Source organism: Candidatus Cryosericum septentrionale (assembly GCF_003570995.1).
Classification (GTDB): Bacteria; Caldisericota; Caldisericia; order Cryosericales; family Cryosericaceae; genus Cryosericum; species Cryosericum septentrionale.
Map to the genome: position 1 here is coordinate 8,684 of NZ_QXIY01000023.1, position 6,308 is coordinate 14,991.

Sequence of the window (6,308 nt, forward strand, 5' to 3'; positions counted from 1 at the left end):
CAAGCAAGGCCTTGCACTCTTCGTCAGTCTGTGCGGTCGTGGTAATGGTGATGCTCATTCCACGGGCCTTGTCCACCTTGTCGTAAGAGATCTCGGGGAACACGAGCTGTTCCTTGAGCGCAAAGGTAAAGTTGCCGCGACCGTCGAAAGACTTGGGAGAGAGTCCCTTGAAGTCTCTGATACGTTCAAAAACCACCGTAACGAGCTTCTCCAGGAAGGCATACATCCGAACACCTCTCAGCGTAACGGCGACACCCACAGGGGCGTTCTTCCGAATCTTAAACGTCGCGATAGACTTCTTCGCCAAGGTGACGATGGGCTTCTGCCCGGAGATCAACCCGATCTCCTCGACACTACTGTCGATAACCTTGGGGTTTTCGGTCGCCTCACCAATACCACGGTTGATCGTGATCTTCGCGATGCGCGGAATGCGCATAACGTTGGTGTAACCAAAGTGCTTCTGAAGGCCCTTGCGGACATCATCCTCGTACTTCACCCTGTAAGCATCCGAGAAGCTGGTAAGCTCGCGCTTCGCCAGAACCTTGCTCTTAGCCGGCGCCTTCTCCTTCTTGGCAGGGACTGCTGCAGTTGTTGCTTTCTTCGTCGTTTCCTTGGCTGCCATAGCGCGCCTCCTTACACCTTATCGATCGTCTCGTTGCAGACTCTGCACAAGCGAACGGACTTGTCGCCCTCGACAAGGCGATGCGCGACCCTGGTCGGCTGGTGGCAGCTTGGGCAGATAAGCATAACTTTGCTGGCAAGAATCGGGGCTTCGCGCTTGGCAATCTTGCCCTGCGGCATCTCCTGCGTGGGGCGAAGGCTCTTGGAAACCATGTTAATGCCTTCAACCAGCACCTTGCCGGCAGTCGGGACCGTCTTGATGACCTTGCCCTTGTTGCCCTTGTCCTTGCCTGAAAGAACGACGACTGTATCGCCTTTCCTGATATTCAAGAACTTTACAGTACCCTTCATGGTCAACTCCTACACAACTTCCGGTGCGAGCGAGGCAATCTTGAGATAGCCCTTGTCACGCAGCTCCCGGCAGACCGGTCCAAAAATACGCGTCCCCTTCGGGTTGCCATCGTCGTCGATAAGAACGGCAGCATTCTGGTCGAAACGTACCAGACTGCCATCAGGCCGACGAATTTCCCTCTTCGTCCTTACGATAACACACTTGACGACCGCGCCCTTGATGACTGCTGCGTTTGGAGCGGCCTTCTTCACAGTAACCACGCACTTGTCACCAACATGCCCCACCTGGTGCTTGTTGTTTGTGAGGACCGTGATGATTCTGACTTCTTTCGCGCCAGAGTTGTCGGCAACGATCATATGACTGTAGGGTCTAAGCATTCTGCGCCCCCCCGACAGCCGTTCCCACCTTGGTCACAACCTCGACAAGCCTCCAACGCTTGGAGCTAGAAATCGGGTGGGTAAACCTGACCACAACCGTGTCGCCAACAGAGGAAATACGCCTGCTGTCGTCGGCATACAGCTTGGTTGTACGCACAGTGATGCGGCCGAAGCTGCCCCGAACCATGCGTTTGACCCCGACGACGACGCGCCCTTCCTGTGCCTTGAGTACTATTCCCTTCTCAACAATAATCTCTGCAGCCATTACTTGACCTCCTGCTTCTTCGACGCGAGACCCATAATGCGCTCGTGCTCGACCGTCAGGATCTTGGCAATATCATGACGGACTTCCTTCACGCGAGCCGTGTTCTTGAGCTGGCGCGTCGCAAGCTGAAATCTCAAGTTGAACAGTTCTCGACGAAGGTTCTCCATGTTCACTTTGAGTTCAGCGTCCGACATGTCTCTCACTTTGTTGATCCTCATTAGCTCCCCCTTGATAAGAAGCGTGTCCTGACGGGCAACTTGAAGGAAGCCAGTCTAGTGACTCGGCGAGCCTCTTCTTCGGTGATACCGGACATTTCAAAGAGGATTCTCCCGGGCTTGATGACCGCAGCCCAATGATCAACGTCTCCCTTGCCTGAACCCATACGGGTTTCCGCCGGTTTCTTCGTAATAGGCTTATCGGGGAAGATACGAATCCACATCTTTCCCTTCTTGTGAATGGCCGAAACCAGAGACAGACGAGCTGCCTCGATCTGACGGTCCGTCACCAGGGAGCACTCCATGGCCTGCAGCCCGAATTCGCCGAACGACAATTCGGCGCCACGAGTGGCCATGCCGCGCATCCTTCCACGGTGCATCTTTCTAAACTTGGTTCTCACAGGTAATAGCATGATGACCTCTCCTTGCTCAGTCTACGTCCTCACTGAAGAAGACCCTCTTGGGTGCATCTCCCTTGTAGAGCCACACCTTGACTCCGATACGGCCGAACTTGATGAGAGCNNGGCTCATAGGAGTAGGTTACGTCAGCCTTCAAGGTCTGAAGCGGCACGCGCCCTTCACGATACCACTCGGTGCGAGCGATCTCGGCTCCGCCGAGACGGCCACTGCACTGAACCTTGATACCGCCTGCGCGAGCTCTCATTGCACGCTTGATGACCTGCTTCATCGCGCGCTTGTATGAGACACGCTTCTCGATATCTGCAACAATGCTCTGTGCCAGAATCTTGGCGTCGAGATCAGGATGCTTAATCTCCTTGACATCAACGTGCAGGACTTCCTGCTTGTTTGTGAGCAACTTCTTGAGGTTCGCCTCGATCTTCTCAAGTTCGGCCTTGTTCCGGCCGATAAGGGCACCAGGACGCGCGCTGTGCAAGCGCACAGTGACATTGAAACCCTTCCTCAGAATCTCGATCTCGGAGATGGCAAAGTCGCGCTCAATCTTGCCGATCTCCTTGCGAATGTGATAATCCTCCAGAACGAGTTCGCTGTAGTTCTTCTTCGAAGCAAACCACTTGGATTCCCAGTCCTGGGTAATGCCAAGCCTGAATCCATACGGATGTACTTTCTGGCCCACCTAAGCCTCCTCTTTCTCAGCTACGCAGATATAGATCCGGGAGAGGGGCTTGCGGATGATATCCGCACGACCCATGCCTCTCGGGGAGACTCTCTTGACTCCACCCTGTCCGTCGATGAGAATCTTGGACACATACAGCGTGTCACGGTTCATCTTGAAATTGTTCTCGGCATTGGCAGCGGCAGACAGCATAACCTTCTTGATGGTAACGGCAGGCCGATTGGGCAGCGAGTCGAGAATGGCAACCGCCTGGTCGATATTCTTTCCCCTGATAAGGTCAGCCACCAGGCGTGTCTTGAAAGGAGAAAGCCGAATGTGCTCAAGTTTCGCAAATGCTTCCATTTTGCACCTACCTCAATGCGCTCGTGCGCGCTGTTGGAACAGTGTGACCATGGAAGTTGCGGGTGAGGGCGAACTCACCGAGCCTGTGCCCAACCATGGCCTTCGAGATGTAGACGGGAACATGGGTCTTGCCATTATGGATGGCAATCGTATGTCCCACCATCTCCTCGACCACGTAAGAACGACGGCTCCATGTCTTGACGAGCTTCTTCTCACCTTTTCGGTTCATTTCGAGGATCCTGCCGAGCAGACGTTCCTCGACAAAGCCCTTGTTGGTCTTCGTATCGCTCATCGGCGTTCTCCTAGTTTATACGCTTCAAAATATACTTGTCGGACTGGTTCTTCTTCTTGCGGGTTTTGTAGCCGAGAGTCGGCTTGCCCCAAGGAGTAAGAGGTCCAGGATGTCCGACAGGAGACTTGCCTTCACCACCACCATGCGGGTGGTCGACGGGGTTCATGGCAACACCACGCACCGTCGGACGAATGCCCCGGTGACGGGAATTGCCAGCCTTGCCGAGGACTTCCTTGTTGTGATCAAGATTGCCAACCTGTCCAATAGTGGCTCTGCAGTCCAGGGAGAACTTCCGGATCTCGCCGGATGGCATGCGGACCTGTGCCCAACCGGCCTCCTTGGCCAGAAGCTGAGCTGAGGCGCCAGCGGCACGCGCTACGTGAGCGGACTTGCCGGGGAACAGTTCAATGTTGTGAATGGTCGTTCCCAACGGCATTTTGGCAAGCTTGGTGTTGTTGCCTGCCCGAATCTCGACGTTGTCACCGGACATGATGGTCTCGCCGACTTTCAGGCCCTCCGGCAGAAGGATGTACGTCTTCTTGCCGTTGGCGTACTGCACAAGAGCAATGAGGGCAGAGCGGTTCGGGTCATATTCGATCTCGGCTACTTTGCCCGGAACGTTGTCCACGTCACGCGCAAAGTCAACAACACGATAGAGCTGACGGACACCAGAACCCTGGTGACGAACCATGATCTTGCCCGTGTTGTTTCGCCCGGCCTTCTTGCGCAAGCCAAAGGTCAGGGACTTCTCAGGAACGTCCCGGGTGACCTCGGTGTGAATGAGCGTTTTCCTGGAACGAATTCCCGGAGACGTTGGTTTATATGATCTCACAATACTCATGGGGCACCCTCTTAAACGTTAGTTATAACGTCGATTTTAAACCCAGGCATTAGAGCGACAACGGCCTTCTTCTTCGAAGGCGTCATGCCGATCGAAGCCTTCCGCATCCTCTTCTTACCGTGAGTCCTAAGGACGTTAACCCAAGCAACTTTCACGTTGAACATCTTCTCAACGGCGTCCTTGATCTCCAACTTGGTGGAGTTCTTGACGACGATGAAGTCGTATCTGCCCTCTTCGGTCATGCTCATGCTCTTCTCGGTTACGATGGGGTACAGCAGGATCTCTTTGCTCATGCATACACCTCCTCGGCGCCCTTCAGAGCCTCTTCGGTGAAAACAACCGTGGAATGCAGGAGCACATCATATGCGTTCAACTCCGAGAAATGAAGCAGGCCAAGCCGAGGCAGGTTGAGGCCGGAAAGAACAACTTCACCATTTTCCTCAGCAAAGACAAGCAACGCATTCTCAGGAATGGCCGCTGCCTTCAGCGCCGTCAAGAGCGCCTTCGTCTTGGGCTGCTCGAGCTTGAGCCCGCGCAAAACCACAATCGCATTCTCGCCGGCCCGCTGGGCCAGTGAACTAAGGATGGCGCTACGTCTGGTCGACTTGTTCAGGTCAAGTGTGAAGTCTCTGGCCTTGGGACCGAAGACAACGCCTCCACCCTTCCACTGGGGCGCACGCTTGTTGCCCTGACGCGCATGCCCGGTACCCTTCTGTTTCCAGACCTTCTTCTTGGTCTTGTTGATCTCACTGCGACCCTTGGTGTTTGCAGTCCCGCGGCGCAGCCCAGCCAAGAACTTCTTGACACCCATATACATGGCCGTCTCACTGATGCTGCTACCAAAGAGTCCTTCGGCGAGTTCAACTTCACCAGCATCGGCGCCAGTCACATCAATCATCTTCACAGTGCTCATGTCTCTACCTCTCAAGCCCTGATCGTCAGGAGCGCGTTGTCTCCGCCAGGAATACTGCCCTTGACCACAAGCAGGTTCTTCTCAACGTCGACTGCGATCACCCTGATTCCTGTGACAGTCGTCACGTGGCAGCCCATGTGACCGGCCATCTTGTGATTCTTGAAAACGCGGCCAGGCGTCAGACGGCACCCGATGGCGCCCACGCGACGAAGTCCCTTCGACCCGTGGCTCTTGAACCAGCCCGCGAAGTGCCACCGCTTAACGGGACCCTGATATCCCTTGCCCTTGGAGACAGCGGTAATGGTGAGCACTTTGAGCCCGTCGAGTACACTGACATCGACCTTCTGGCCCACTGAACCTTCCATGCCACGGAACTCCTTCAGATGCCTCAACGTCGGTACACCAGCCTTCTTGCAGACGCCTGTCTCCGGCTTGTTGATCAGGGACGCTCGCGCCTCTCCGTAACCAAGCTTAACCCCCTCATAGCCGTTGCGCTCTTTGGTGAGCACGTCGACGATGAAACATGGACCGGCCTGTATGACCGTCGCGGGGACGAACTTGTCCTCATGAAACACACTGGTCATACCGATCTTCTTGCCGATTATTCCCTTGCTCATCTCAGCCACCAGCCTACAGCTTAATCTCGATATCCACACCCTGCGGCAGGTCAAGGCCCATGAGTGCCTTGGTTACCTCTGGAGTGGGATTGGTTATCTCGATCAGCCTCTTGTGAATACGCATCTCAAACTGTTCACGCGACTTCTTGTCCACATGTGGCGACCTGAGCACCGTGAATATGCTCTTCTCGGTCGGAAGCGGAATCGGTCCCGAAACGCGAGCCCCCGCCTGCTGGATGATCTCGACGATCTTCCCAGCCCAAATGTCGAGCGTTCTGTGATCATACGCTCTTAGCCTTATACGAACTTTCTGCTTCGCCATAGTAACTCCTTAGATGAATGACTGCCCGACTACTCCAGAATCTTGGTGACGACGC

General features: G+C 54.9%; 13 protein-coding genes and 1 pseudogene. All 14 read right to left on the reverse strand.

The annotated features are described in order from the left end of the window. A partial coding sequence (gene rplE, locus SMC1_RS10590; protein ID WP_119085821.1) for a 50S ribosomal protein L5 occupies positions 1 to 622 on the reverse strand: 622 nt, incomplete at its 3' end. An 11-nt stretch (positions 623 to 633) separates the two neighbouring features. Next, positions 634 to 972: a 50S ribosomal protein L24 gene (gene rplX / locus SMC1_RS05700; RefSeq protein ID WP_119085822.1), complete on the reverse strand. Its 339-nt coding sequence runs from the start codon at positions 970 to 972 to the stop codon at positions 634 to 636. 9 nt (positions 973 to 981) lie between these two features. Then, positions 982 to 1,350, reverse strand: coding sequence for a 50S ribosomal protein L14 (gene rplN / locus SMC1_RS05705; RefSeq protein WP_119085823.1), 369 nt, complete (start codon positions 1,348 to 1,350; stop codon positions 982 to 984). Then, on the reverse strand, positions 1,343 to 1,615 hold the full coding sequence (rpsQ, locus tag SMC1_RS05710; RefSeq protein WP_119085824.1) for a 30S ribosomal protein S17: 273 nt from the start codon (positions 1,613 to 1,615) through the stop codon (positions 1,343 to 1,345). The genes rplN and rpsQ overlap by 8 nt, the downstream gene beginning before the upstream one ends. Beyond that, positions 1,615 to 1,833, reverse strand: a complete 219-nt coding sequence (rpmC, locus tag SMC1_RS05715) for a 50S ribosomal protein L29 (RefSeq protein ID WP_119085825.1) — start codon at positions 1,831 to 1,833, stop codon at positions 1,615 to 1,617. Before rpmC ends, rpsQ begins: the two co-directional genes overlap by 1 nt. Beyond that, entirely contained in the window at positions 1,833 to 2,243 is a 411-nt protein-coding gene (gene rplP, locus SMC1_RS05720) for a 50S ribosomal protein L16 (protein ID WP_119085826.1), read from the reverse strand. The genes rpmC and rplP overlap by 1 nt, the downstream gene beginning before the upstream one ends. 16 nt (positions 2,244 to 2,259) lie before the next feature. After that, positions 2,260 to 2,926, reverse strand: a pseudogene (rpsC, locus tag SMC1_RS05725) (30S ribosomal protein S3). Continuing rightward, positions 2,927 to 3,268, reverse strand: coding sequence for a 50S ribosomal protein L22 (rplV, locus tag SMC1_RS05730; RefSeq protein WP_119085827.1), 342 nt, complete (start codon positions 3,266 to 3,268; stop codon positions 2,927 to 2,929). Positions 3,269 to 3,275: 7 nt separating this feature from the next. Next, positions 3,276 to 3,560, reverse strand: a complete 285-nt coding sequence (gene rpsS / locus SMC1_RS05735) for a 30S ribosomal protein S19 (protein ID WP_119085828.1) — start codon at positions 3,558 to 3,560, stop codon at positions 3,276 to 3,278. 10 nt (positions 3,561 to 3,570) lie between these two features. Then, complete coding sequence (gene rplB, locus SMC1_RS05740) at positions 3,571 to 4,401, reverse strand: 50S ribosomal protein L2 (protein WP_119085829.1); 831 nt, start codon at positions 4,399 to 4,401, stop codon at positions 3,571 to 3,573. An 11-nt stretch (positions 4,402 to 4,412) separates the two neighbouring features. After that, positions 4,413 to 4,694 carry a 50S ribosomal protein L23 gene (gene rplW, locus SMC1_RS05745; protein WP_119085830.1) on the reverse strand — a complete coding sequence of 94 codons (282 nt, stop codon included), beginning with the start codon at positions 4,692 to 4,694 and terminating at the stop codon, positions 4,413 to 4,415. Next, the gene (rplD, locus tag SMC1_RS05750; RefSeq protein WP_119085831.1) at positions 4,691 to 5,314 is read right to left on the reverse strand and encodes a 50S ribosomal protein L4; all 624 of its coding nucleotides are present in this window, start codon (positions 5,312 to 5,314) and stop codon (positions 4,691 to 4,693) included. The genes rplW and rplD overlap by 4 nt, the downstream gene beginning before the upstream one ends. Positions 5,315 to 5,325: 11 nt before the next feature. Next, positions 5,326 to 5,931 (reverse strand): 50S ribosomal protein L3, encoded by a 606-nt coding sequence (gene rplC, locus SMC1_RS05755; protein WP_119085832.1) that lies wholly within the window; start codon positions 5,929 to 5,931, stop codon positions 5,326 to 5,328. Between the two features lie 13 nt (positions 5,932 to 5,944). Beyond that, positions 5,945 to 6,253, reverse strand: coding sequence for a 30S ribosomal protein S10 (rpsJ, locus tag SMC1_RS05760; protein ID WP_119085833.1), 309 nt, complete (start codon positions 6,251 to 6,253; stop codon positions 5,945 to 5,947). Positions 6,254 to 6,308: the final 55 nt, after the last annotated feature.